General features: G+C 62.6%; 18 protein-coding genes. 2 read left to right on the top strand and 16 right to left on the bottom strand.

Annotation, left to right across the window (positions count from 1 at the left end; translation table 11 throughout):
* Positions 1-2: 2 nt before the first annotated feature.
* From ACZZZU_RS02785 to ACZZZU_RS02765, 5 genes are all read right to left on the bottom strand, one after another.
* On the bottom strand, positions 3-881 hold the full coding sequence (locus ACZZZU_RS02785) for an ABC transporter permease (protein WP_463549662.1): 879 nt from the start codon (positions 879-881) through the stop codon (positions 3-5).
* Positions 878-1,960: an ABC transporter ATP-binding protein gene (locus tag ACZZZU_RS02780; protein ID WP_241000617.1), complete on the bottom strand. Its 1,083-nt coding sequence runs from the start codon at positions 1,958-1,960 to the stop codon at positions 878-880. The genes ACZZZU_RS02785 and ACZZZU_RS02780 overlap by 4 nt, the downstream gene beginning before the upstream one ends.
* 90 nt (positions 1,961-2,050) lie before the next feature.
* Positions 2,051-3,085, bottom strand: a complete 1,035-nt coding sequence (locus ACZZZU_RS02775) for an ABC transporter substrate-binding protein (protein ID WP_463549661.1) — start codon at positions 3,083-3,085, stop codon at positions 2,051-2,053.
* 12 nt (positions 3,086-3,097) lie between these two features.
* Positions 3,098-4,129: an ABC transporter substrate-binding protein gene (locus ACZZZU_RS02770; protein ID WP_122496270.1), complete on the bottom strand. Its 1,032-nt coding sequence runs from the start codon at positions 4,127-4,129 to the stop codon at positions 3,098-3,100.
* 117 nt (positions 4,130-4,246) lie between these two features.
* Positions 4,247-5,584, bottom strand: coding sequence for an NAD(P)/FAD-dependent oxidoreductase (locus ACZZZU_RS02765; protein WP_463549660.1), 1,338 nt, complete (start codon positions 5,582-5,584; stop codon positions 4,247-4,249).
* A 261-nt stretch (positions 5,585-5,845) separates the two neighbouring features.
* On the opposite strand from ACZZZU_RS02765, the gene ACZZZU_RS02760 reads away from it, so the two are divergent.
* Both ACZZZU_RS02760 and ACZZZU_RS02755 read left to right on the top strand, forming a co-directional pair.
* Positions 5,846-6,391, top strand: a complete 546-nt coding sequence (locus tag ACZZZU_RS02760; RefSeq protein ID WP_206000707.1) for a heme NO-binding domain-containing protein — start codon at positions 5,846-5,848, stop codon at positions 6,389-6,391.
* Positions 6,388-8,574 carry a putative bifunctional diguanylate cyclase/phosphodiesterase gene (locus ACZZZU_RS02755; RefSeq protein WP_463549659.1) on the top strand — a complete coding sequence of 729 codons (2,187 nt, stop codon included), beginning with the start codon at positions 6,388-6,390 and terminating at the stop codon, positions 8,572-8,574. Before ACZZZU_RS02760 ends, ACZZZU_RS02755 begins: the two co-directional genes overlap by 4 nt.
* A gap of 3 nt (positions 8,575-8,577) precedes the next feature.
* Here the strand turns inward: ACZZZU_RS02755 and ACZZZU_RS02750 are convergent, their stop codons facing one another.
* The 11 genes from ACZZZU_RS02750 to ACZZZU_RS02700 form a co-directional block, all read right to left on the bottom strand.
* Positions 8,578-9,423, bottom strand: a complete 846-nt coding sequence (locus tag ACZZZU_RS02750; protein ID WP_463552091.1) for a cache domain-containing protein — start codon at positions 9,421-9,423, stop codon at positions 8,578-8,580.
* A gap of 56 nt (positions 9,424-9,479) precedes the next feature.
* Positions 9,480-11,114, bottom strand: a complete 1,635-nt coding sequence (locus ACZZZU_RS02745; RefSeq protein ID WP_463549658.1) for an arylsulfatase — start codon at positions 11,112-11,114, stop codon at positions 9,480-9,482.
* 16 nt (positions 11,115-11,130) lie between these two features.
* Positions 11,131-11,916, bottom strand: a complete 786-nt coding sequence (locus tag ACZZZU_RS02740) for a cyclase family protein (protein ID WP_463549657.1) — start codon at positions 11,914-11,916, stop codon at positions 11,131-11,133.
* A complete protein-coding gene (locus tag ACZZZU_RS02735; RefSeq protein WP_463549656.1) occupies positions 11,909-12,883 on the bottom strand; it encodes an NAD-dependent epimerase/dehydratase family protein in 975 nt (324 codons plus the stop codon). The genes ACZZZU_RS02740 and ACZZZU_RS02735 overlap by 8 nt, the downstream gene beginning before the upstream one ends.
* Positions 12,884-12,893: 10 nt before the next feature.
* Positions 12,894-13,877, bottom strand: a complete 984-nt coding sequence (locus ACZZZU_RS02730) for a fumarylacetoacetate hydrolase family protein (RefSeq protein ID WP_463549655.1) — start codon at positions 13,875-13,877, stop codon at positions 12,894-12,896.
* The gene (locus ACZZZU_RS02725) at positions 13,874-14,446 is read right to left on the bottom strand and encodes a cupin domain-containing protein (RefSeq protein WP_463549654.1); all 573 of its coding nucleotides are present in this window, start codon (positions 14,444-14,446) and stop codon (positions 13,874-13,876) included. The genes ACZZZU_RS02730 and ACZZZU_RS02725 overlap by 4 nt, the downstream gene beginning before the upstream one ends.
* 17 nt (positions 14,447-14,463) lie before the next feature.
* Complete coding sequence (locus tag ACZZZU_RS02720; RefSeq protein ID WP_463549653.1) at positions 14,464-15,660, bottom strand: MFS transporter; 1,197 nt, start codon at positions 15,658-15,660, stop codon at positions 14,464-14,466.
* Between the two features lie 156 nt (positions 15,661-15,816).
* Positions 15,817-18,282: an efflux RND transporter permease subunit gene (locus ACZZZU_RS02715; protein WP_463549652.1), complete on the bottom strand. Its 2,466-nt coding sequence runs from the start codon at positions 18,280-18,282 to the stop codon at positions 15,817-15,819.
* A gap of 4 nt (positions 18,283-18,286) precedes the next feature.
* Positions 18,287-19,387, bottom strand: a complete 1,101-nt coding sequence (locus tag ACZZZU_RS02710) for a WD40/YVTN/BNR-like repeat-containing protein (RefSeq protein WP_463549651.1) — start codon at positions 19,385-19,387, stop codon at positions 18,287-18,289.
* 66 nt (positions 19,388-19,453) lie between these two features.
* On the bottom strand, positions 19,454-20,842 hold the full coding sequence (locus ACZZZU_RS02705) for a DUF1329 domain-containing protein (protein ID WP_463549650.1): 1,389 nt from the start codon (positions 20,840-20,842) through the stop codon (positions 19,454-19,456).
* 12 nt (positions 20,843-20,854) lie between these two features.
* Complete coding sequence (locus ACZZZU_RS02700; RefSeq protein ID WP_463549649.1) at positions 20,855-22,522, bottom strand: DUF1302 domain-containing protein; 1,668 nt, start codon at positions 22,520-22,522, stop codon at positions 20,855-20,857.
* Positions 22,523-22,619 lie beyond the last annotated feature (97 nt).

Below are 22,619 nucleotides of genomic sequence, written 5' to 3'. Positions count from 1 at the left end.
ATTTACTCGCTGCGCCGGCTGAGGCCGACGCTCTTCTTGACGATAAACAACATAAGCAAGGTGGCCACCAGCAGCACCACGCCCAGCGACGAGGCCGCGCCCCAGTTGGCATACATCGACACGTCGCTTTCGATGCGCATCGAGATCATCTGCACCTTGCCGCCGCCCAACAGCGCCGGCGTCACGTAAAAACCCAGGGTGATCACGAACACCAGCGTGGCACCGGCCGCCAGGCCCGGCAGCGACAGCGGCAGAAACACATCACGAAAGGCCCGCGACGGTGACGCGCCAAAGGTGGCGGCCGCCTGGTTGTAAATCGGGTCGATGCTTTTCATCGCCGCAAACAGCGGCAGAATCATGAACGGCAACATGATGTGCACCATGCCTATCACCGTGCCGGTGAGGTTGTGCACCAGCGACAGCGGCGCATCGGTCAGGCCCAGGCTCATCAGCAGATCGTTGGCGATGCCACGGCGCTGCAGAATGATCAGCCAGGCGTAGGTGCGCACCAGCAGCGACGTCCACAGCGACACCAGCAGCAGCGCCATGGCCAGATTGGCCAGCCAGCGCGAGCCTTTGATCATGAAATAGGCGTAGGGGTAGCCGATCAGCACGCAAACCAGCGTGACGATGACGCTGATCTTGAAGGTCTGCACAAAGGTCAGAACGTAAATCGGCTCCAGCAAGCGCGTGTAGTTTTCGATGGTCAACTGGCCTTCAGCGTCGAACAGTGACAGCCAGAATAGCCAGCCAATCGGCAGCACAAACGTCAGCAACACCAGCAGCAGTGCAGGCAGCCCGGTACCGAACAGAAACCAGCGCTCACGCCGGCCGGCGCCGCGCAGTTCGCGCGCGTTCAGCGCGTTGGCGCCGGCGCTCATTGGTCGTCTCCCACCACCAGCGTGTCTTGCAGGTGCAGGCCGAGCACCACGGCTTCGCCACGCTCAGGCAAACGGTTGCTTTCCGAGCTGCGGGTAGGCCGGCGAATGGCCACGGCCATGCCCTCGCCCAGGTCGATCTGCACCAACTGGCTTTCGCCCTGGAAAATCACATCGCTCACGCGACCGTGCAGCAGGTTGTAGTCGCTGGCATCGGCCGTGACGAATTGCAGCTTCTCGGGGCGCACCACAAGGCTCGGATTCTTCACGCTGGCGGCCACGCTGGCACCGCGCACCGGGCGGCCCTGAAACAGCGGCTGGCCGTCTTGCAGGGCGATCGGCAGGCAGGACGATTCGCCGACGAACTCGGCGATAAAGCGGTTGGCCGGACGCTCGTACAGGTTCACCGGCGTATCGATCTGGCGAATGCGGCCCTGGCTCATCACAGCAATGCGGTCGGACATGGTCAGCGCTTCGCGCTGGTCGTGGGTGACGTAAACCACCGTCATGCCCAGGCGTTCATGCAACCGGCGCAGCTCCAGCTGCATGGTTTCGCGCAGGCGTTTGTCGAGGGCCGAAAGCGGTTCGTCCATCAACAGAATTTTCGGTTCAAAGACAATGGCGCGGGCCAGGGCGATACGCTGGCGCTGCCCGCCCGACATTTCGGTAATGCCGCGTTCGATCAAGTGATCCAGCTCCACAGTCGCCAGCGCCGCTTCTACGCGCTTGCGAATGTCAGTGCGCTTGAAACCGCGCAGCTTCAGTGGATACGCCACGTTCTGGAACACGTTCATATGCGGGAACAGCGCGTAGCTCTGGAACATCATGCCCACGTCGCGCTTGTGCGGCGGCTCGAACACCATCTCGCGGCCAGCAAAGCGAATGCTGCCGGCATCCGGGCGCACAAACCCGGCCAGTGCCATCAGCAGCGTGGTTTTGCCGGAACCGGAGGAACCGAGCAAAGACAGGAATTCGCCGCTTTTGATATTCAGCGAAACATCATCCAACGCAGCAAAGCTGTCGTAGGTCTTGGTCAGGTTCTCGATGTCGATGGACATCGAAAGTTTATGTTCTTGGGACATGCTCACACTCGGCACAGTGGACGTCTTGCGCCCTTTTTCGTAGAGGAGGCGCCTGGGCGCCCCACCCCGTTCAACAGATCAACGCACAGCTTACTGGGCCACAAACAGGGCGAACCGTTGACGCACTGCCTCCTGGTTTTTCACCCACCACTCAGGCGAAACGGCGACCACTTTGTCGATGTTCTGCGGTGAAGTGGGCAGGCGCGCCGCCAGCTCTTCGGTGATGATCGGCAGCTCATACGCCTTGGCGTTCACTGGCGAGTACGGAATCAACGTCGCCAGTTTGGCCTGGCTTTGCGGCAGCATGATCTGGGCGATGAGTTTCATCGCCAATTCCTTGTTAGCCGCGCCCTTGGGCACGATCAGGCAGTCATGGCTCAACAAAGCGCCGTCGAAGCTGTAGTCCACCGGTTCGCCGCTGGCTTTCACATCGCTGACGCGACCATTCCAGATCGCCAGGAAATCCACTTCACGGCTGCGCAGCAGTTGCGCCGAATCGGCACCGGCGCTCCACCAGTTCACCACCTGCGGCTTGATGCGCTCCAGCACCTTGATCGCCCGTTCCACGTCCAGCGGATACAGGTCTTTGGGCGCCACACCATCACCCAGCAGCGCCGCTTCCATGGTCAGCCATGGCTGGCGATACAAGGCACGGGCGCCCTTCACGTTCGGGTCGAAAAACTGCTGCCAGTTCTTCGCCACCGGCGCGCCGGTGTCATCGGCCCAGGCCACCACGGTGGCGTAAGCGTGGCTGGCAATCCAGTGGCTGGAGACCACACTCTTATCGACATCCTTGGCATCGATCACCGAGTAATCCAGCGGCTCGGCCAGGCCTTCCTGCTGGGCCTGGGCGCATTCGGTGCTGCCCAGTTCCACCACATCCCACTTCGGTTTGCCCGACATAACCTGGGCACGCACGGCGGCCAGGCCGTCCATGTTGTCTTCCTTGATGGTCACGCCCAGGGCTTTGGCTGCCGGCTCCAGATAGGCTTTGCGCTCGGCGTCTTGCAAGGCGCCGCCCCAGCCGGAGAACGTCAGGCTGTCGGCCACGGCCGAGAAACTTGCGCCCACGGCCAAGGCCGCAACGATGGCCGTGTGCATCATGGTTTTGTGTATGCGTTTCATGCCAGCGCCCTTTTAGTTTTGGATAAACAGGTCGAAACGACGCTGCACTTCAGCCTGGTTGGCTTGCCACCAGACCGGATCGAAGAACACCACCTTGTCGAGGTTGGCCGGCGCGGTTGGCAAGGTCGCTGCCATGTCCGCCGGAATGATGCCGGTGTCGTACGCCTTGGTATTGATTGGCGGATTGGGGATCAACGTCACCAGCGTCGCCTGGCTGTGGGGCTTCATGATTTCGGCCACCAGCTTCATCGCCAGTTCTTTGTTCGGCGCGCCTTTGGGCACCACGACGCAGTCGTAATCCACCAGCGCGTGCTGGTAGGTGAAGTCGACGTCGTCGCCGGATTTTTTCAGGTCTTCAACCCGCGAGGCCCAGATCGACAGCGCATCCACTTCACGGCTGCGCAGCAGCTGCGCCGAATCGGTGCCGCTGCGCCACCAGTTGACCACCTGCGGTTTGATGCGCTCGAGCACTTTGAAAGCGCGATCAACATCCAGCGGATACAGCGCTTTGGGCGACACGCCATCGGCGATCAGCGCCAGTTCCAGCGTGGTGTACGGCTGGCGGTACATCGAGCGCGACGCTTTTACTTCGGGGTCGAAAAACGCTTTCCAGGTTTTCGGTGTATTCGGCCCGGCGTCATTGGCCCAGGCCAGCACCGTGGAATAGGCGTTACTGGCGATCCAATTCTTACCGTAGAAATTCTCGGCAACGCCGTCGGTGCTGATTACCGAATAATCCAGCGGCTCGGTCAGCCCTTGTTCCTGCGCCATGACACAGTCGTTGGAGGCCAGCTCGACAACGTCCCACTTCGGCTTGCCGGACATCACCTGCGCGCGCACAGCGGCCAGGCCGTCCATGTTGTCTTCTTTGATGGTGATGCCCAGCGCCTTCTCTGCCGGCTTCAAATAAGCCGTGCGCTCAGCGTCTTGCAGCGCGCCGCCCCAGCCTGCAAATGTGACGGTTCCAGCAGCCTGCACCTGGGCCATGGAACACAGGGAAATGGCCGCAGCCAAGCCCGCCATACGTGTATTGATTGATCGCATTTTCAACTCCTGAGCTTGTTGTAATTAGACAGTTGAATCGAACGCCCCGGGCGACAGTGCCCACATCACTCTTGTTGTAGTCGCGGGGTGGCAAGCACCCTTCGCGTGCTGCTGCGCTTATTGCGCGTCTTTGAATCGGTACCACGCGTACGCCAGCCGCTGCCCGACGCGCAGGAACGGCTGAAAGGGAAAACGCTTTGGAATCTGGTGCAGAAAATCGACCTGGGTCGGGTGCTGTTCGCCGCTGACCATTTGCGCCAGACGTTTGCCGGCCTGCACCGAGAACGACACGCCGCTGCCCGCGTAGCCACCGGCGGAAAACACAGTGTCGGTGCCTGGCACACGGCAAACAAAAGGCAGCGAGTTTTTGCTGACGGCCACCCAGCCGCCCCAGTTGTAATCCACCTCAATGCCGGCCAGCACCGGGAACTTGCGGCACAGCGCATCGTGCAGATTCTGCCGGTGCTGGGGGTTCTCGGCGTCTTTGCCGGTGATGGCGCTGCGTCCGCCGAACAGAATGCGGTCGTCCGGCAGGCGGCGGTAGTAAGAGAGCAGATTTCGCGTGTCGAACATGCATTCGCTGCCCGGCAGGCTGTGGCTTTTCTCGGCGGCGGTCAGCGGCCGGGTCACGATGATTTGCGAGTGCACCGGCAAAACGCGCCCGGCAGTTGCTGGGTTCAGGGTCGGCGAGGTGTAGCCATTGGTAGCCACCACCACCTTGCGCGCCGTCACTAGGCCGCCGGGTGTCTGCAAACGGTGCACGCCGTTGGCGCTGGTCCAGCCCACCACGGGCGAGCCCACATGCACCGTGGCGCCAGCTTGGCGCGCCATGCGGTGCAGCCCCCACGCCAGCTTCAGCGGCTGCATGGAAAAGCCGTCGGGCATATACAGCGCACCAAACGACTCGGCGCCGGTGTGCACGCGTTGAACGTCGGCCGCACTGACCAGTTTGGCGCCGTATTTCAGCACGTCGTTGTACAACCCCACTTCGCGCTTCAGCGCCTCGACATGCTGGGCATGGCTGGCCACCTTGAACACGCCATCGGGCTGCGCGTCGCAGCTGATCTGGCCGTCGCGAATCAGGCCGCGCACGGTGTTCAATCCCTCAGACATCTCATCGAAATAGGCTTTTGCCGTGGTCGCGCCGTAACGTTGAATCAGCTCCGACAGTGCCACTCGCCCACCCGAGATACGGGCGAAACTGCCGTTGCGGCCGCTGCAACCCCAGGCCACCTGATTGGCTTCGAGCACCAGTGCACGAACGCCATGCTGGCGTGCTAGGTGCAAGGCGCAGCTGAGGCCGGTATAGCCGGCGCCAATAATCGCCACGTCAACGTCTACAGCACCGCTCAGCGGGCCGTCGTCCTGCGGCGCGGCACCGGCCGTGTCCACCCAATAAGAGGGTGTATGCGGCGCGCCAACGCCAGGATGAGCATGGACAAGTGGATCGTACAATTTATGCTCCGTATCGCTGTGCGATTTATGAATATCACTTAAACGATATACTTGAGCAGATATTGACGTATGTCAATCGAGAATTGTGTTTCAGTGGCACGTGCGATCAAGCCGTGGCATAGCGGAAAAGCAGCCGACCCCAGATACACGGCAGGCGCAGGCGGCGCGTCACCTGCCGTCGCGTCCCGCGCGCTACAAAACTTGCCGCCCCGCTCCGCGCCATCTATACCCACTACAGCCGATCAGTCGAAGGAATCGATGATGCTGGGTATGGTATTCACCGAGTTCCTGGAAATGGTCGAGCAGCGCTATTCGCCCGCGCTGGCGGACCAGATGCTGAACGAAACTTCCCTGCCCAACGACGGTGCCTATACGGCTGTCGGCTATTACTCCCATGAAGAAATGCAGGCGCTGGTCGCCACACTGGCCAGGCTGACCGGCAGCAGTGTGTCGATGCTGGTCAAGGTCTACGGCGAATTCCTGTTCGAGCGCTTCGTTGAAACCTATCCGCAGATGCTCGCGCACTGCCATGACGCGTTCAGCCTGCTCGCCAGCGTGGATGGCCATGTGCATCAAGAGGTGCACAAGCTCTACCCGCATGCGCAATTACCGTCGTTCGAAACCGCCGAGCACACGCCGCAGCATCTGGTGCTTATCTACCGGTCCAGCCGCGGGCTGGCTGACTTGGCCGAAGGTCTGATTCGTGGCTGCATTTACCACTACGGCGAAGCCATCCGCGTGCGCCGCCAGGACTTGCCCAGCGCGGCCGGCAGCAGCGCCACTCGCTTCGACATGACTCGCCAGTGAACGAAGAACTCTGGCAGCGTCGCCTGGATCGCGAGCGTCAGGCGCGCAAGACCGCCGAGCAGTTGCTCACTGAAAAATCCCGCGAGTTGTACCTCAGCACGGTCGAGCTCAAGCGCGCGCTCAGTGCGTCGGAAGCTCAGCGCCGCCTGCAGTTGGCGCTGTGGGGAAGCGGCGAGCTGATCTGGGAATGGCAGGCGCAGGACAATCAGATGCGCCTGCATTATTTCTCCAACAATCCCGACGAAACCCTGAGTGAAACGCTGCCCTGGGCCGACTGGGTGCAGCGCCTGCACCCCGACGACCAAGGCCCCGCGCTGCTGGCTTGGAACGAGCACCTGTGCGGCACCTGCGATTACTACGATCTGGAATTCAGAGTGCGCAATACGCCGGCCGAAGCGTGGCTTTGGTTACGCACGCAGGGACGTGCCATCGAGCGCGGCAGCGATGGCCTGGCACAACGCATCACCGGCACCTGCAAAGACATCACCCGCCAGCGCGAAGCCGAAGAGCATCTGCGCCTGCTGGCCGCGGCGTTTGCCAATAACCGCGACGCCAATGCGGTGCTGACGGCAGACCGGCGCGTGCTGCAAGCCAACGCCGCGTTTCTTGAATTGATCGGCATCACTGCCGCGCAACTGCCCGACCTGCAGTTCGACACACTGCTGTTTGATGCCGACGACAACAGCCCATGGCCGGCGCTGAGTTGCGCCGATCACTGGCAAGGCGAACTCACGTGCCTGCGCCACAGTGGCCTGCGCACGCCCGTGGAGCTGACCAGCACACTCGTGCACAGCCGCGACCAGCACGCAGGGCATCTGGTGTTGTCGTTGCGCGACATCAGCGAGCGGCGCCGGGCAGCCGATCACTTGCAGCACCTGGCTCGCCTCGATGTGCTGACCCAGCTGCCCAACCGTTTGCAGTTTCAAGAGCATTTGCAGCGCGCCTTGCAGCATCCCCACAGCGACCGGCGCCTGGCGTTGCTGTTTGTCGATCTGGACGACTTCAAACAGGTGAACGATGCCTTCGGCCATGACATCGGCGACAGCCTGTTGCAACAGGTCGCCAAGCGTCTTCAGCAGGCCCTGCGCCAAGGTGACCTGGTGGCCCGTTGGGGCGGCGACGAGTTTGTGGTGCTGCTGGAACTGCGTAGCCACACGGAAGTGCTGGTGGTGGCCGATAAGTTGATTCGCGTGCTCAACGAGCCCATGGACCTGGCCGGCCATGTGCTTACCGCCACCCCGAGCATCGGCATCGCCCTGGCGCCGGAGCATGGCAACGAAGCCGGTGATCTGCTGCGCCACGCTGACGCCGCCATGTATGTGGCCAAGCGCCAGGGGCGTAACCAGTACGCCTTGTATCGCCCGGAGCTGAACGAGCAATTGGTGCACCGGATCAAACTGGCCAATCTGCTGCGTCGGGCGCAAGCGCAAAACGAACTGAGCCTGGCCTTGCAGCCGAAAATCCGCCTGAGCGATCAACGCATCGTTGGCGCCGAAGCCTTGCTGCGCTGGGACACCGCCGACTACGGGCGCGTGGCACCGGATACCTTTATTCCGCTGGCCGAAGAACTTGGGCTGATCGTGCCCATTGGCCACTGGATCGTGCGCCAGGCCAGCGAATTGCTCACCGACTGGAAGTCGCGCGGCTGGGCGTTGTCGCTGGCCATCAACCTGTCGGCGCGCCAATTGCGCGACGAACAATTACTGCCGGTATTGCTCGACAGCATGGCGCATTGTGCGGCCCCGCCAGACGCGCTGGAGTTGGAAGTCACTGAATCCATTCTGCTGGAAGATTCCGCGTTCGCCCGGCAACGCCTGCAAGCCTTGCGCGACGCCGGCTTTCGCATCGCCCTGGATGATTTCGGCACCGGCTATTCCTCCCTCAGTTACCTGAAAGAACTGCCGCTGGACCGGGTAAAAATAGACCGCAGCTTTATCTCCGACCTGGAGCAGTCACCGCGTGGCCGCGCGCTGTTGTCGTCCATTGCCGGGCTGTGCCGCGCCTTGTCACTGCAAACCACGGCCGAAGGTGTAGAAACGGCGGCGCAGCTGCAACTGGTGCAGGCCGAAGGAATCGACGAGGTTCAGGGTTATTTCTACTACCCACCGCTTAGCATCGAGGCCTTCAACCGGCTGCTGGACACCCTCAATGGCGCACCGGTACAGCCGGGGCTGCCGCGCTAACGCCTATTTCGGATTCCGGTAATACCCCACCGCCACCGCGTAATTGCCCGCCTTGCGCAGCAACGCGTGTTTGTCTTCCACCTTGCCGGTCACCGGGTTTTTCCAGCGGTAGTCGTAGCCGCCCTCCTCCTGCTTGGCCATTAGCGCCAGTATCGGTGCGCCGACGGGTTTGCCCTGTGGGTCGTGGATGGTGGCGAAGTCCACGCCCAGCAGGCGCAGGTTGTAGCCGTGGGCAACGTAGCGGCGGGTGGTGAGGTCGATGACGAAGACGTAGAGGTCGTCTTCGCGAAAGTCGGCGGAGAGTTCGTTGATGGCTTTGAAGCTCGCCGCCGGGTTCTGCTCGATGGCCTGGGCGCTTTTGCTTAGCAGTTGCGCGGCTTGTTCGGGTGTGGCCCGTGGCAGGTAGTGGCCGACGGCAATAATGCGTTCGCCCACGCGGCGGAAGAACACGCGTTTGCGCTCTACCCGGCCGTCTGCCCAGTTCTTCCACGGGTATTCGGCGTTTTGCACGCCCTCTTCTTCTTTGGTGTTCAGTGCCTCGGCAAACGCTGTGCGCAGTTCGGGCGGTAGCACCTTGTTGACGTTACGGCCGATCAGCACTGCCGACGGCCCGCCGCTGGCGAGCATGGTGCCGTGGGTGTCGACGACGAACACGTAGCGCTCACCGTCAATGAATTCGCCCTGGCGGCTAAAGGCGGCAAGCGCGGCGTCGCCCTGGGTGCGGTAGTAGTCCACGGCGCTGTCGAGCAGCTTGCGCGTCGCGGCGGACGGCTCCACGGCGGTTTCGGCACGGCAGGTTTGAGTAATCGAGAGCAAGGCCAGTACGGCGCAACCAATCGTTCGAATAATGCCCAAGGTTCAGCTCCTGGCGGCCGGTGCAGCCGCCTGTTCGGTATCAGGAAAGGCTATGGACGCGGCGGAAAAACCACGCCCACCTGCTTGGCGTATTCCATCCACGCGGCTTTGAGTCGCTGCACAGTTTCCGGCTGGGCGGCAGCCAGGTCGGTGGTCTCGCCACGGTCTTTGCTCAGGTCGAACAATTGCCATTGCGGCGGCTGCGGTGCTTCGCCAAAGCCGGTTTGCGGGCGCATGCCCAACAGCTTCAGGTTGCCTTCGCGGTAATAGGCGTTGCCGAACAGCTCGCCGGCTAGCGCCGGGTTTTCATGGGCACTGCCCTGCCCGGTTAACAGCGGCAGCATCGATTTGCCGGTGATCGGCTGTTTGTTGGCGTGGTTGGGGACGGGCAGTCCGGCAACGGCGAGAAACGTCGGTGCCAGGTCGTCGACCCGCGCGATGCCGCGCTCTATGCCTTGGCGATGAAGGCTTTTGGGCAGATTGATGATGGCCGGCACGCTGATGCCGCCTTCTGCGGTGGTGCCTTTGAACAGGTGAAACGGCGCGGCGCTGACTTCTGCCCAGCGCAGGCCATAGTCGATTTGTGAACCGCGCTGGCCGAGGTTGGCGTAGGCATTGTTGGTGTGCGCGCCGGCCGGGTAGAACTGGGTGTGGTTTTCGCCAGCGGCACCGTTGTCAGACATAAACACGATCAGCGTGTTGTCGTACTGCCCGCTCTCGCGCAGGTAGCTCACCAGCCGGCCAATGTTGTGGTCGAGGTTGTCGACCATGGCCGCGTAAATCTCCATTTTCCGCGCTTCGGTACGCTTTTGTTCAGGCGTGAGCTGGTCCCAGCCGGATAGCTTCGGGTTAACCGGAAGCGGCCTGGCCGCGACGGCCTCTGGTGACAAAATGCCGAGTGCCTTCATGCGCTCGATCCGGCTGGCGCGGACGCTGTCGTAGCCTTGATCGAAACGGCCTTTGTATTTGTCCAGATACTCCTTTGGCGCCTGCAAGGGCCAGTGCGGCGCCGTGTAAGCGGCGTAGGCGAAAAACGGTTTACCGTCTGCCTTGTTCGCTTTCAGGTAGCTGAGCAATTTGTCGGTGTAGAAATCGGTGGAATAGAAATTCTCCGGCAACTCGACTGGCTGGCCGTTCTCGCGGTAGTGCACCTGCTCGATTTTCGCCGGCTGCTCGCTGGCGGGCTTGAAGTGCGGTGCGCCCCCTTCCAGCAGGCTGAACGACTGCTGGAACCCGCGCTTGTCCGGGCCCTGATCGGCCTCCAGGCCCAGGTGCCATTTGCCCACCATGGCGGTGCGGTAACCCCCGGCTGCAAGCAGTTCGGCAATCGAGTAGGCGCGCCCGTTCAGGTAGCCCTCGTAGCCCGGTTTGCCGCGCTGAAACGGCTGCAACGCTTCGGCCATTGTGCCCAGCCCTACCAGGTGATTGTCGGTGCCGGACATCAGCATCGAACGGGTGATCGAGCAGGTCGGCGCGGCGTACATGCTGGTCATCTGCACACCGTTTTTCGCCAATTGATCCAGGCTTGGCGTATTGATTTCGCCGCCATAGCTGCCCAGGTCCGAGTAGCCCAGGTCATCGGCGACAATCAGCAAAATGTTGGGTGGCGTGGCGGCAAACGCCGAGCTGCACAGCAGCAGCGCGGCACTGAACAATCCGGCAGAAACGGCAGGCGAAAACGGCATACAGCTCTCTCTTGTTTTAGTCGTTGAAAATGGCCACAGCGCGAACGAACCCGGCCGACGCGTGTTTGATTTTGTAAGGGAAGCACGACACCACAAAGCCGTGGGCTGGCAGGCTTTCCAGGTTGGCGAGTTTTTCCATCTGGCCGTAACCGATGTCGCGCCCGGCCTTGTGCCCTTCCCAAATAATCGAGGCGTCGCCGCTCTCGGCAAAGCGCTCGCGGGTGTATTTGAACGGTGCGTCCCAGCTCCAGGCATCGGTGCCCACCACGCGCACTCCGCGTTCGAGCAGATACATCGTCGCTTCCCGGCCCATGCCAACGCCGGCTTCCAGGTAACCCGGCTGGCCAAACAAGGCACCGGCGCGGGTGTTTACCAACACGATGTCCAGCGGCTGCAAGGCATGGCCGATGCGCACCAGCTCGGCTTCCACTTCGTTGGCCGTTACCACATGACCATCGGGCAGATGGCGAAAATCCAGCTTCACGCCGGGTTGCAGGCACCAGTCCAGCGGCAGTTCATCGATGCCAAACGCCGGCTTGCCACCGTCGGTGGTCGAGGCGTAATGCCACGGCGCGTCCATGTGGGTGCCGCTGTGGGTGGTGATCTGCAAGCGCTCGGCCGCCCATGATTCATTGCCCGGCATTTGCTCAAGCTCAAGGCCCGGAAACATGGCGGCCATTTCCGGCCAGCCTTGCTGGTGGTCCATGTAGTCGATTTTCGGCAGCAGAGGTGGCGGGTCGGTGTAGGGGTTGTTGTCGAGGGTGACGGACAGGTCGACCAGACGTCGGCTGGGTTTAAACATGGGCAGGCGCTCCACGAAGTACGGGTGGATTAAGGGAATTGCGGATCAGCGCGGCCACGCTGCCGTCATGGCTGAAACCGGCCGCGCGGGCCAGCGGTGTTTTCAGCGGCGGCAGTTGGCCAAACAGGCTTTCGAGTGCCGGCACGGGCGCGTAGGTAATCAGGGCGCGGCGCGCTTCGCCGTAGACAGCAGCCAGGGCATCGACCACCTGGGCGATGGACAACTGCAGCACCGGCAGCTGCCATACCCGCTGGTCAACGACTTGCTGTGGCGGCAGTTCGGCGGCGTGAATCAGGTTGGTGACGCAATGGCGTGCAGACATCCACCAGCAAGTGGCCTGCGGCGATACCGGGCAGCAATAGGTGTCGCCCTCGGCGAACGCGCGCATCAGGTCGCTCATGAATGCCGAGCGCAAGCCGTTGGGTTCACGCTGCCTTGCGACGATGCCGGGCAGGCGCACGGCGCGGCCATCCACTTCGCCGCGCCGGGCCAGGTCGAGCACCATGGCTTCCAGCATGGCTTTGTGGGTGGCGTACGACAGCTCGGGTTTGAGCGGCGCCTGTTCATTCATGCGCGCCGGCAGATTGCCGCCGTACACCGCCACGCTGCTGGCGTACACCAGCACCGGCGGCCGCGCTCGGTTACGCAGTTGGTTGAGCAGTTCCAGGCTGGCGAGCAGGTTTACTTGGTAACCCAGCTCGTACTGCTCCTCGGCCAGCCCACCGGCAATGCTCACCAGGTGAAAGACCACGTCCACGCCGTCGGCCAGCACGCGGCGCAACAACGCGGGATCGGTAACGCTGCCGTCGTGGCGACGCACGCGCGGGTCGTCGGGTAAACCGTCGAGGTTTTTATCCAGCGCCAACAACGTGGTGATCGGCTTGCCGCACACCGTGCCGCGCGCCAGCAGGCAGCGCAGCAGTTCACGGCCGACGAAGCCATTGGCGCCGGTAATGAGTACACGCATCGGCGACTCCTTAGCCCTGGGCCTGAACGACGCGCTGATCGATACCGCCAAACAGCGACTGGCCGTCTGCGCCCAGCACCTCCATGTGCACCCGGTCGCCGAAGCGCATAAAGCCGGTTTGCGGCGCGCCGTGGGCAATCATTTCAATCGCCCGGCGTTCGGCAATGCAGGCTGAGCCAACGCTGCGATCGCTGTTGGAGACCGTGCCCGAACCGATCACCGTGCCGGCACGCAAGCGCCGGGTTAGCGCCGCATGGGCGATCAGCTGGCCGAAGTGGAAATTCATTTCGCTGCCATGGGGATGGCCGAACCACTCGCCGTTCCACTGCACCTGCAACGGCAAATTCACGCGCCCTGCCCGCCAGGCTTCGCCCAGTTCATCGGGCGTGATCGCCAACGGCGCAAAACTGGAAGACGGCTTGGCCTGAAGAAAGCCGAAGCCGGTGGTCATTTCCCGTGGGGCCAGGGCGCGCAGGCTGACGTCGTTGATTTGCACGATCAGTTTGATGTGCGCCAGAGCGTCTTCGGCGCTGCAGCCCATGGGCACGTCGTCGACCAGCACACCGAACTCGCCTTCGAAATCGATGCCCTGGCTTTCGCTGGGCAGCGGGACGTCGTCGCGGCCGCCGATAAAATCATCACCTGCGCCCTGGTACATCAGCGGCGTAAGGTCCGCGCCTTCAATGGGCGCCAGGTTGAAGGCTTTTTGCATCAGCGCGCCGTGGCTCATGAAGGCCGAGCCGTCGCACCATTGGTAGGCGCGCGGCAACGGCGCCATGGCGTGTTCGGCGTCGAAGGCAAAGGCGCCCACGGCTCGCCCGGCGTTCAGTTCATCGGCCAGCAGGCGCAAGCGCGGCTCGGCGCTGGCCCAGTTTTCCAGGGCCTGCTGCAAGGTTTTAGCGACGGAGTCGGCTTGCAGCGCCCAGGCGTTGTCGCGGGACACCACTACCAGTTGCCCATCCCGTGCACCGTTTTTCAGGGTGGCCAGTTTCATTGCGCGTTCTCCTTCAATGGCGGCGCAAAGCGCCCGTCCAGCAGCACGAACACCATGCGTGCCATGTGTTCGGTGCGGTTGCTCCAGGCGTGGTTGGTGCCGCGTTGCACCACCACATCACCTCGGGCCAAGCGCACTTCTTCGTCGTCCAGAACCAGCCACACCTCGCCTTCGGTGACGATGCCGTAGTCCAGGGTTTCGGTGCGGTGCATCAGCTTGTGTTTGGAGTCGGCCGTGCCGGTGCCGGCATGGGCCTGGCCGATTTCGGCGAACGCAGCGGCGGCGTCTTCTGAGCTGATCGGGTTCTGCACGCTGTCTGGCGGAATATCCACCACGCGAATCACGCTGCCCGACGCTTCGGGGCTCAGTTGCAAGGGCTTGGCGGTCGGGTCGTCGGCGTTATCCAGCACGGCCGGGCTGCCGGTGCTGTTCCAGATTTCGTAAAACACTGTGCCGGGCACGGCAGCCAACGGGAACACGTTCGGCGTGGCGCCGCTGCTGGCGACCACCGCGCGGCCCTGGGCGTTGTGGCCGGTGACCACACGTTTGAAGCTGGGAAGTGCTGACATGAAGAGTCCTCGTGCGCTTACAACGGGGTGCCGATCACGGCGGCCCGGTTGGCGTTTTTCGGCAAGCCCAAACAGGCCAGTGCGATCAACAATTGCAAGGCGGCGACGATGCCCAGCGCCGTGGGCAGCAGCGTGTTTTCACCGTGGGTGATCGCCAGCACCACCAGCGGGCTGACAAATTCGCCGGCAAAGATGGCTGCGGTAAAGCCACCCGCAGCGCGGCCGCGTTGGGGGAAATCGACCTGGCTCATGATCCAGGTGATCAGCGTGGGCAGCATCAGACCGATGCCCAGTCCGTTGACCAGCACGGCGATCACCACCAGTGCGTGGTTGCCGGCCACGGCCATCATCAGCCCGCCGACGCCGGCCAGAAAAAACGCCAGCAGCATCTGCTTGTGCGGTGCCAGGCCGCTGAGCATGCGGAAACCAATCGCGCCGGCCAGCACACCGAGCTGGTTGGCGCCCATGGTCATGCCGATCTGCTGCGGCGCATCCACGTGCAGCAAGCTCAGCAGGTAACCGGCCTGCACCGGCACCACAAACAGGCTGACGCCGGCCAGCACCGTAAGCACATACAGCGGCGCCAGGCGGCGCAGCGGAAACGGGCTGGTGTGTACGACCGGGCCGGCGTGTTCGGCGTCGCCCTTGGGTTCCCACAGCAAGGTGGCCATCAGCGGCAGAAACAGCAGGCCCACCGCATACAAGGCAAACGGCGTGCGCCAGCCGTTCTCGCCCAGCAGGCCGCCAACGGCCATGAACACCGCAGCGGAAAGCGAGGTCGCAACCATCTGCATGGCGAACAAACGCTCGCGGCGGGCGCCGTTGTAGTAGTCGCCCATTAGCGTGGTGCAGCCGGTCATGATCGCCGCTTCCGCCAGGCCGATACCGGCGCGGCTGGCAACAATGGCGTGCAACGAATCCAGCCATAACGGCAACAAACCGCACACGCTGTACAGCAACATGGCTACCAGCAGCAGCGGCTTGCGTCCGACTTTGTCGGCCAGCAAACCGGCGAATGGCGCCACCAGGGCAATGACCAGGGCCGGCAAGGTCAAGGCGATGGGCACCAGAACGGTGGCGCCGGGTGTGCTGGCGAAATGTTCCTGCATACGCGGCAGTACGGGTGCCAACAGCACCGCACCGAGTACGGGCAGGCAGCTGCCCAACAGCAGCAACAGCGATTGCGGCAAGCCGGCTTGACGGTTAGTGGACATAGCGGGCTCCTGCGATTGTCGGGGTGCGCAGGAATCGCAGCTGAAGCCGCTCCCACACTGACCGCTGATCACCTGTGGGAGAGGCTTTAGCCTCGATGTTTTCAAGCTCAGGACGCATGGCAATTCACTCTTCTTGTTGTTCTGAGGGCTGTTGAGTCAATGAATGGCGGCGCGCGCAGAACGGTTCGCCACCGGTTTCGGCGGCTCTTGCGCGGAACTTGCCACTGCGGCATCGGCACGGCTGGCGGGTTGTTTTTGCGGCAACAGGAAGTACGCCAAGGCCGGCAGCAGAATCAGCGCGCCAACCATGTTCCAGACAAACATGAAGGCCAGCAGCACGCCCATGTCGGCCTGGAATTTAATGGGCGAAATCATCCAGGTGCCGACGCCGATCGCCAGGGTCACGCCGGTGAGCATCACCACTTTGCCGGTGGACACCAGCGCCCGGTAATACGCCTCGGACAGGCTCGCGCCCTGGCGCAAATGGCCGAGCAGAATGCTCATCACATACAGCGCGTAGTCCACGCCAATGCCCACGCCCAGGGCGATTACCGGCAAGGTGGCAACCTTCACGCCAATGTTCAGCCCCACCATCAGCGCCTCGCACAGCACCGAGGTGAGCATCAGCGGAATGACCGCGCACACCGTGGCGCGCCAGGAGCGGAAGGTGATCAGGCACAACACGATGACCGCGCCATACACCCAAAACAGCATTTCGCGGTTGGCTTGGCGGACCACGATATTGGTCGCTGCCTCGATACCGGCGTTGCCGGCTGCCAGCAAAAATTGCGCGTCGGCGGTGTTATTGGCGGCGGCGAAGTGTTCGACGTGTTCCACCAGCCGCGTGAGGGTTTCGGCCTTGTGGTCGGTGAGGTAGGCATACAGCGTGAGCAAACTGCAGTCTTCGTTGTACAACCCGCGTGGGGCGCTGGCGGTGATCATGTTGAGCATCGCCTGGTTGTTTTGCAGCTCGTACCATTTCGGGCTGCCTTCGCTCAGACCCACCAGCATGCGGCGGTTGAGCAGCGCCAGGGAGTTGGTGGAATCCACGCCCGGCAAGGCGCGCAATTGCCAGTCCAGGGCATCGACCTTGGCCAGAATGTCGTAACGCGCGCAGGCGCCCGGCGGGGTTTTCACCATCACCGCAAACAGGTCGCTGCTGGCGCCGTAATGGCGGGTCAGGTAGGCGTCGTCCTGGTTGTAACGGGAGTCGGCGCGCAGCTCCGGCGCGCCGGCATCGAGGTCGCCAATCTGCAAGTGCAGGCTGACCATGAAACCCAGCGCCGCAAGCGCCAGGCTGATGGCGATGCACAGGCTGGCCCAGCGCTTTTGCGTGAACAAATCGAGAAACCGCCAGAAGCCATGACGGCGCTGGCCGGCGTTTTCGGCTTGTTCGCTTTTCAGGCTGAGCTGCGCCGCCCGTGGGCTGACGCCGACATAGGAAAGCAGCACCGGCAGCAAGATCAGGTTGGTGAAAATCAGCACCGCCACGCCAATGCTGGCGATTACGGCGAGGTCCTGAATCACCTGGATGTCGATGATCATCAGCACGGCAAAACCCACCGCGTCGCAGAGCAGCGCGGTGAGCCCGGCGAGGAACAGGCGGCGGAAGGTGAAACGCGCCGCCACCACGCGGTGCATGCCGCGGCCGATGTCTTGCATGATGCCGTTCATTTTCTGCGCGCCATGGCTCATGCCAATGGCAAACACCAGAAACGGCACCAGTACCGAATACGGATCCAGCTGATAGCCGAGCAATGGCAGCAGGCCCATTTGCCAGACCACCGCCACCAGCGAACAGGCCACTACCAACAGCGTGCTGCGCACACAGCGGGTGTACCAGAACAGCACCACCGTGGTGATGAAAATGGCCACGGCAAAGAACAGCAGAATCTGCTTGAGGCCGGCGATCAGATCGCCGACTTTTTTGGCGAAACCGGTAATGCGAATTTCGATACTGTCGCTCTGGAACTGTGTGCGCAGCGCCTCCAGTTGTTCGGAGAGCACGGCATAGTTCAGCGGCTTGCCATCGGCGCCGTTCGCCAGCAATGGCACGTAAATAATGCTCGAGGTTTGCTCGAAGCCGACCAACTGGCCGATCTCGTTCGACAGCTGCACGTTGCGCCGCAGCGCGTTCAGGCTGTCGGCGCTGCCATCGTAGTCATCGGGAATTACCGGGCCGCCGTCCAGGCCGTCTTCGGTCACCGCCACCCAGCGTGTGGCCGGCGTCCACAGCGATTTCATAAAGGCGCGGTCCACGCCCGGTAGCAGGTAGATCTTGTCGCTCAGCGCCTGCAGGGTTTTCAGGTACTCGGCGTTGTAGATATCGCCCTGCTTATTCACCACGGCAATGCGCAGCGAGTTACCCAGGCCGGTCAGTTCTTTCTGGTGGTCGAGGTAGTTGGCGATGTACGGATGGTGGGTGGGAATCATCTTTTCAAAGCTGGCGTTCAGCTCGACGCGGGTGGATTGCCAACCCAGAAACACCGTGGTCAGCAGACACACCAGCAACACCCACAGGCGATGGTTGAACAGCGCGCGTTCCAGCACCGAGCCCGAACGCGGATTGAAATCCGCCAGTTCGCCAGACACGCCTGGCAAGGAAGCGTTAGGAGACTTCATAACCTCACTCCGATACAGCGAGGGCCGGTTGCGGTACGCGCAACAAGCCAGTGAAACCAGCCACCACCACGCTGCCATCGGCCGCCTGGATGACGCTGGAAACGGGTTTGCCCAAGGGCTTGGTAAACGGCACCAAGGCCGCACCATTGCCAACGGTGCGAAACAGCCCGCCGGCCTGATTGGCCAGCAGTACCTGGCCGTCGGCCAGGGCGGTGGCGTCGCTAAAGGACACCGGCATGGGCACGGGCAATGCCTGGAAGCTGTCGCCCGAGTCGGTGCTGATAAAGGCGTTACCCTTCAGCCCGCCCACCAGCAGCGCCCCGTCGGCGCGGGTTTGCAGGGTGAAGAACGTGCCTGCATAAGGGCTTTGCAACTGCTGAAACGAAGCGCCGTCGTCGTTTGAGCGGGCCAGAAAACCCTGCTCGCCGGCGAGAAACCAGTGATTGCCCTGGCGGCCGATGGCGTACAGGTGCATACCGGTGGGGTTGTCGATGTGGCCCCCGCGTGAACGCCAGGTGGCGCCACCGTCGAGGGTTTCCAGTACCAGGCCGTACGCGCCGACAATCAGGCCGCGTTTGGCATCCACAAAGTGCAGGGCCAGAAACGGTTTGTCCGGGCCATCTGCAACCAGCCGCTCGGCGCTTTGCACGCGCGCTTCGGCATCGCCGGCATCCGCGGCCTGGGCCAGCTCGGCGTTGGCCGCGTCCAGCTCCAGTTGCGCTGCGCGCACGCCGTCCAGTTGCTTCGTCCAGTGTTCGCCACCGTCTGCCGTGGCGAGCACCACGCCGGCATGGCCAACGGCCCAACCGTGTTGGCCATCGACAAACTGCACCGCACTGAGGCTGACCGACACCGGCACCGAGGCCTGGCGCCACTGTTGACCGTTGTCGTCGGACAGCAGCACCAGACCGCGCTCGCCCACCGCCACCAGCCGGTCGCCGGCGCGCGCCAGGTCAATGACCACGGCTTTCTGTTCTGCCGCCACGTGCATGGCTGGCGTGGCCAAGGCGCTACCGACTGCTACGCCATCGGCGTGGCTGAACGCAGCGGCTAGCGGCAACAGCGCCGCCATGCACACGCGCCCCACCTGACAGATTCTGTTCATGCCCTGCCCCTTTAATTCGAAAAAAGCCGGTGGACCGCAGGCGATCCACCGCAAAACCACGCGTTGTTACCGCACGCCCGCGCCAGCCATGGCCGCTGGCGAGAACTCGGATGCTTTGTAGCGATCGACGATGCCGTATTGCTCGGACAGGCCGGTGTAGAGGTTCTGGACAAACCAGGCGCCGGAGGTCAGGTCGTAGAAGCCGGACGACAATTGCGCCTGGGCAGGCAGGTCAGGCAGCACGGCCGGTAGCGACCACAGGGTTTTCGCCAGTTGGCCATTGGCATCCCAGCGGTCGCCCAGCATGGCTTGCCAGGTGTCTTCGTCGAGGTAGTAACGGCCCTTCGGCAACTGGTGGCGTTTGCCCGGAGCCAGTTCGGCTTCGACGACCCATACGCGGTGCTTTTCCCAGCGCACGTAGTCGGGGTTCAGGTGATGGGCCAGGAACAGGTCTTCAGGCTTGGCGGCGGCCTGCACCTTGTTGGTGTTGTAGGGGATATACATCTCCTGCTTGCCCACCAGCTTCCAGTTGAAACGGTCCATGCGGCCCTGGAACACGCTGAGTTCGTCAAACGACATCACCCCGGCGGTGGCCGGCGTCGGCGTGTCGCAGCAGGCATTGGGCAGCTTGCGCACGCGGCGCTGACCGCTCAGGTAAACGTGGGCCTGGGATTTGTCGCCGTTGATATTGGTACGGCCCATGATCTGCTCGCCGGCACGAATGGGCGGGCCGACGTTGAGCAAGCGGAACAGCCAGTAGTCACCGGCGAAGGTTTCCGGCGAACCGTCCTGGTAGTAGTACGGCATTTCCTGAATGGCCGTGCCGTCGGTAGTCAGCACCTGGTTGCCGTCAGCGGTCATCAGGTAGTGACGAAAGTGCATGGCAATGGAGGTGCCGCGCCAGTTGAGGATGTGGTTCCACATGGCTTCGGCACCGTTTTGCGGAACCGGAAACGGAATGCCGCCAAACGCGCCTTCCGGCACCGGCCCGGCGCTGCTTTCCACCAGCTTGGCGCGGGTGGCGTTCTTCAGGGTGTTGTCGTACACCCACTGCGGCGCGGCAGCCGAGCGACGGGTCGGGTACACGTCGATGCGGTAGGTTTCAGGGAAACGCTTGAACATCTCCTTGGTGCCATCGGTGAGCTGACCGGCGTACTGCGCCAGGTTTTTCGAGGTGATGCTGAACAGCGGTTTGTCTGCTGCAAAGGGATCGGAACGCTTGCCGCCGGGCTTATAAGCCGGGTCCACTTTGGTGTAGCCGCCATCCCAAGCCGGAATGCTGCCGTCAGCGTTGCCGGCGCGTTCAGCCCCGAACGGCGTCAGGGTGGCGCCGAGCTTGGCAGCGTCTTCGGCGGAGGCGGCGAGCAGCGGCTGGCTGCTCAGGGCCAGGGTGCCGAGCACGGCAAAACACAGGGCTTTGAGCGTGAAGGCTGGTGTCTTTTTCAGCGATGTCATGGGCAGGTCCTGTTAGAACGTGGTCTTGACGGAGAAGGCCAGGTAATCCCGGTCTTTCAACGATTGCTTGAAGTTGAACTGGCTCTGGGCGTCGAGGTTGGTGTCGTCGGCGCCGTAGAAATGGGTGTAGGTGAGCCCGGCGGTCACGCGGTCCAGGTAGGTGGCGGTGATGCCAATGTTCATGTCGCCGCCACGGTTGGGGCCAAACGAGCTGACCACCGCCGACTTGCCCAGCGGGAAATAGCTCAAGCCGACGGGAATCGAGATATCCACGCCGGAGAACAACTGGCGGTAAGTCGGCGTGTACACCACCTTGAAACCCAGGCCGTCGTCGGTGGCATCCGGGTCGAGCGCGGCGCGGTTTTTAGTGACGCTGAGCAGGCGATTCCAGGCGATCTCACCGACAAAGCTCGACTCACGCGCAACGAAGTTCGGGCCGAACGAGGCCAGCACGTTGAGGTTGATATGGGCGGTGCGGCCAACGGCGTACTGGGCGTCGTCATCGTTGTCGGCTTCCACGCCCGGCAGAATCGTGACGCCGTTGGACACCAGCGGCATGTTCCAGCGCAGCGAGGCTTCGCCGGCAAAGCTGTACTCGTCCACGGTGGTCGAGAAGCTGGCGCCCAGCGCACGAATGTCTTCCGGGTACACCCAGTAGAACTCGCCAATCTTGCCGCTGGCGAAGTCCGGCGCACCGGTGCCGGGCTTGAGATAGAGCTTGGGCGTTTTGTCGTGGTACTGAATCGCGTACAGGCCGTAGTCGACGGTTTCGGCGCTGTATTTCAGCTGCAAGCCGCCCTGCCCCGAGTCTTTCGCGTCTTTGTCCTTGCCGTGATAAAACGCCGCCGGGCTGTCCGGGTTGCCGCCGAGAAATGCCGGGAATGGCGCGCCGACCACGAGGCGTTCGTTGCCTTCACCGAGGATGTCGCTGGTGGAGAAGTAACTGCCTGAAGCTGGCAGCCGGGTTTCTTCCCATTGCAGTTGGTAAAAGGCGCCTACCGACAGCTCATCGGTGAGCTGATAAGTGCCGGACAACTGATTGACCGGCCGGGTGATTTCTTTGAATTGGGTGTTAGGCACCGACTGCGCTTTCACCACATCGACCGGCGCCATGCCGCCGGCAATGCCATTGGCGCCGAAGAACAGGCTTTCGCCCCAGATCAGGCCGTGGCGCCCCGCCCGCAGCGACAGCGAGCGGTCGGCCAAGTCGCCGTTCCAGTACACAAAGGCATCCAGCAATTCGCCATCGCCGCCGTGCAGGTGGCGGGTGTCGTCGGTGAACTCGTCGTACGCCACCGAGCGCTGGTTGCTGCGTGCCGGGTTGTCGTTGTCGTTGCTGCCCTGGTACTCCGTGTCGTACCACGCCGCGCCGCTCAGGCGAGCGCCGACGTTTTGATACGACATATCCAGTTCGGAAAGGATGTCCAAGCGGTTGGAGATCAAGCCTTTTTCAAAATTGCGATCGCCATCGTCCTGGTTGCGGGCAACCGTGCTCTCACTGAGCTTGTGGCTCGGGTCTTGAGTTCGCCAGGCGGCACTGTACTTGGCGGTGTTGTCCCAGCGCAGACTGAAATCGCTGCTGCCGGTATCCACTTGAAAGGCATGGGCCGCACCGCTGCACAGCACCAGGGCGGCAGCGAGACTTCGGGTAAGCAAACTCGGTGTAAAGGGTGCAGACATGCAGACCGAGCGGCGCGCGAGCACCGCAGTCGAGGACCTAACCATCGCGTTAACCTCTTGTTTTTGTTTTGGTGTGGTAACTGCTGCTGTTGGTACA

This window comes from Pseudomonas sp. AC136 (genome assembly GCF_979258585.1).
The sequence above is the reverse complement of the archived record's forward strand: the minus strand, read 5'-3'. Positions and strand labels throughout refer to the sequence as shown.

What these genes read in the sequence shown, in the direction of transcription:
- ACZZZU_RS02785 (WP_463549662.1), bottom strand. Translation starts at nt 881, where the DNA reads ATGAGCGCCGGCGCCAACGCGCTGAACGCGCGCGAACTGCGCGGCGCC.
- ACZZZU_RS02725 (WP_463549654.1), bottom strand. Translation starts at nt 14,446, where the DNA reads ATGTCAGCACTTCCCAGCTTCAAACGTGTGGTCACCGGCCACAACGCC.
- ACZZZU_RS02705 (WP_463549650.1), bottom strand. Translation starts at nt 20,842, where the DNA reads ATGACATCGCTGAAAAAGACACCAGCCTTCACGCTCAAAGCCCTGTGT.
- ACZZZU_RS02745 (WP_463549658.1), bottom strand. Translation starts at nt 11,114, where the DNA reads ATGCCGTTTTCGCCTGCCGTTTCTGCCGGATTGTTCAGTGCCGCGCTG.
- ACZZZU_RS02735 (WP_463549656.1), bottom strand. Translation starts at nt 12,883, where the DNA reads ATGCGTGTACTCATTACCGGCGCCAATGGCTTCGTCGGCCGTGAACTG.
- ACZZZU_RS02770 (WP_122496270.1), bottom strand. Translation starts at nt 4,129, where the DNA reads ATGCGATCAATCAATACACGTATGGCGGGCTTGGCTGCGGCCATTTCC.
- ACZZZU_RS02720 (WP_463549653.1), bottom strand. Translation starts at nt 15,660, where the DNA reads ATGTCCACTAACCGTCAAGCCGGCTTGCCGCAATCGCTGTTGCTGCTG.
- ACZZZU_RS02775 (WP_463549661.1), bottom strand. Translation starts at nt 3,085, where the DNA reads ATGAAACGCATACACAAAACCATGATGCACACGGCCATCGTTGCGGCC.
- ACZZZU_RS02740 (WP_463549657.1), bottom strand. Translation starts at nt 11,916, where the DNA reads ATGTTTAAACCCAGCCGACGTCTGGTCGACCTGTCCGTCACCCTCGAC.
- ACZZZU_RS02700 (WP_463549649.1), bottom strand. Translation starts at nt 22,522, where the DNA reads ATGTCTGCACCCTTTACACCGAGTTTGCTTACCCGAAGTCTCGCTGCC.
- ACZZZU_RS02760 (WP_206000707.1), top strand. Translation starts at nt 5,846, where the DNA reads ATGCTGGGTATGGTATTCACCGAGTTCCTGGAAATGGTCGAGCAGCGC.
- ACZZZU_RS02780 (WP_241000617.1), bottom strand. Translation starts at nt 1,960, where the DNA reads ATGTCCCAAGAACATAAACTTTCGATGTCCATCGACATCGAGAACCTG.
- ACZZZU_RS02715 (WP_463549652.1), bottom strand. Translation starts at nt 18,282, where the DNA reads ATGAAGTCTCCTAACGCTTCCTTGCCAGGCGTGTCTGGCGAACTGGCG.
- ACZZZU_RS02710 (WP_463549651.1), bottom strand. Translation starts at nt 19,387, where the DNA reads ATGAACAGAATCTGTCAGGTGGGGCGCGTGTGCATGGCGGCGCTGTTG.
- ACZZZU_RS02730 (WP_463549655.1), bottom strand. Translation starts at nt 13,877, where the DNA reads ATGAAACTGGCCACCCTGAAAAACGGTGCACGGGATGGGCAACTGGTA.